The sequence below is a fragment of the Clostridium sp. SHJSY1 genome (assembly GCF_031626875.1).
In the GTDB taxonomy this organism is placed as follows: domain Bacteria; phylum Bacillota; class Clostridia; order Clostridiales; family Clostridiaceae; genus Clostridium.
In genome coordinates, this window is sequence record NZ_JANDMF010000103.1 from 1 (window position 1) to 2,619 (window position 2,619).

The window sequence follows — 2,619 nt, forward strand, 5'->3', positions numbered from 1 at the left end:
TTGTAATCCTTATCTGAAGGTTTTATCTCTTTATCTAATTTTTCAATTTCCTTATTTAACTTTTCTATTTCTTTACTGCAAAATTTCTTAAATTCATCATTACCACTTATGCTAATTACTTTATTTAACTCATCTTTTGCTTTAAGGTTACAAAGTAATGCTTCTGGCATACGTTCTGCTTGTGGAATATATACCCTTGATCTAAAACCTAAATCTTCAATTGCCCCTTCTCTAGTAATATATTTATATATTTCACTAAGTTTCTCTTCTTTTTTCTTCTTTTCTTCTGAATCATTATTATCTTTTGTAGCTTCTAACTTTAAATCTTTTTCTGAAATATTTAACTTAATCTTTTCTTCATCTGTTAACTTGGACTCAAGTTCTGCCATTTTTTCTTGCATATATTTCAATATATCCTTAATTTCTTCTGGACAAAAATTTTCACTCTTAAGCAAATGTTCCTTTTCTGTCTCTGACATTGTTTTTGTTAGTTCTGGATTTTTTTCTACTTCACTTATTTGATTTTCTAAATCCAAGTGATTTTCAAAAAACCTTGATCTAGTCCTATTAATTTGATTTTTCAAATCTCTTAAATATTCTAAATCTCTTGAAGGTTCATTCAATTCCTTTGAATATTCCTGTATTATACCTATTTGCTTAAATAAATTTTCATGTAATTCATTTTTTTGTTCCATGACTTTATATACTTCAATATCTACTTCCATGTTTTTCAAATCTAAACATCCATTAGCATTAATACTATCTTTATACTTATCTTTTATATCATATATTTTTCTCTTATCTTCATCCGATATATATTTTTCACTCTCATAACTATTTAAATTTATTGGAATTAATGGATGATGTGATTTCATTTCCTTATCATGGTATGAATCTTGAATTTTAATCTTTCCATGAGGCATAACATTCTGTACTTCACCCCCTAAGCCATATTGAGGGTTAGCAGTGGTAGGTCCTTCAGCTATTATTATATCTTCGTTTGCTAAATATATTCCTGCTTCTGGCTTATATGTAACCTCTCCTGTTTTTTCATTATGAAAAGGTGCAACTTGATATGCTTGACATAAAGCAGCAGCATCTAATTCATAATCTTTGAATTTATCTATTGGTATTAAATAATCTCCACCACCATTAGGTTCAGCTAATTGTACTATAGCAAACAAGCTTCCTTTTTTAATAGTAACTTCCTCAACTGAATCTTTTCCAGGATAATTTTTGGAAGCTTGATAATAACTATTAAACAGTACAGGATCTTTATCAAAATCAATATCTTTTCTAGGCAATTTATATCACTACCCCTCTAAAATATTTTATTTTTGTTTTAACATTATAGGTCCTATTTCCATTATTAAATTCAGCATATCCCCATTCATAATCATTATTTTTGTTATCTTTAAAAAGTTCTACCATGAAAAGTAAATTTTTAGAAACTATATTATCAAATTTCCCTTGATTTCCACTATAATAAGCTTCTGCTATTCCTTCAGGATCAACCACAATATTAATTATTACTAATTTTCCTCCAATAATCTCAAATTCAACCTTTACTTCCTCACCATTAACATCTATAAATATTGCTATTGGATGACTTGGACGATTTTCTAACCACCCTCTGTTTTCTTCATCCATTAATTCTATTAAATTAGATTTTTTTATTTCTTCAACTGTCATTAGTGGTTTTACCACATACTTTTCCTCAATTACTAATTCTCCTGTTTCTATATTCACTTTCATTCCCATTTTTCTATCTTCCTTTCTTTTTATGTAACTAAAGCCACTATTTTTTTGACTCTTTATTTTTTATTATTTAACAATTTTAAATACTACTAATTTTACATAAGGCCTCAATAAGTATACTTTAAAAATTATTAAAATTTAACACTTGTTCTTTCTCACTTTACATAGCTGAACAAGTGTTAAATTAAATATTTCTATTTACAACTCATTAATTAATAACATCAACATCAAACTCTTCAGTTCTTGTATTTCCATCACTATCTGTTACTTCATAAATTAATTTTTTATTTTTTCCTAGTTCCTTCAAAATTTCAAGATTTTTCACCTTTATTTTATCTGATATATCTCCATCTTCTTTATCACTAGCACTTATTACTAGCCCTCCATAAGGAGATAACATATTAAATTCACTATTCAATTTATACTTAATACATGGCACAACTCCATCTACTTTTTTTACTAATATATAAGGTATTTCACCAATTTGAATTTTACTCCAATGTCTTTTTACTATAGTTCTACCATCATATACACATCTTATTGTATTATTTGTGTCATCCTCCCTTATATCAAATCTTTCATGTAGTATCATTTCTATTTTATCTAATTCTTCTTTTTCCTTTCCTCTTTCTACATCATTATTTTTAATAAATTCAGCATCTATAGATTTATCCTCTTCATCTATTTCAGCAACTACATTATATTCATAATCTAAGAAGACACTTTTCAAATTTTCTTTTGTTAATGGCAATTTTTCTTCTATCTTTTTTTCTGTTGTTGATGTACTACTACCACATCCTGTAAAACTACTTAATGCTATAATTAATGCACTCATTAATATTAATTTCTTTTTCATCTGTT

The 2,619-nt window shown here is 26.8% G+C and carries 3 protein-coding genes; all 3 read right to left on the minus strand.

Annotated elements, in window-relative coordinates; translation table 11 throughout:
* The coding region (locus NNC19_RS23260; RefSeq protein ID WP_310941074.1) for a hypothetical protein at positions 1-1,304 on the minus strand (1,304 nt) is incomplete at its 3' end.
* Between the two features lies 1 nt (position 1,305).
* On the minus strand, positions 1,306-1,761 hold the full coding sequence (locus NNC19_RS23265; RefSeq protein WP_310941075.1) for a hypothetical protein: 456 nt from the start codon (positions 1,759-1,761) through the stop codon (positions 1,306-1,308).
* A 205-nt stretch (positions 1,762-1,966) separates the two neighbouring features.
* Positions 1,967-2,619, minus strand: a 653-nt coding sequence (locus NNC19_RS23270; protein WP_310941076.1) for a hypothetical protein, incomplete at its 5' end; no start/stop codon positions are given.

Bases quoted from the DNA above. Each gene is read 5' to 3' on its own strand.
- NNC19_RS23265 (WP_310941075.1), bottom strand. From the start codon at position 1,761: ATGGGAATGAAAGTGAATATAGAAACAGGAGAATTAGTAATTGAGGAA.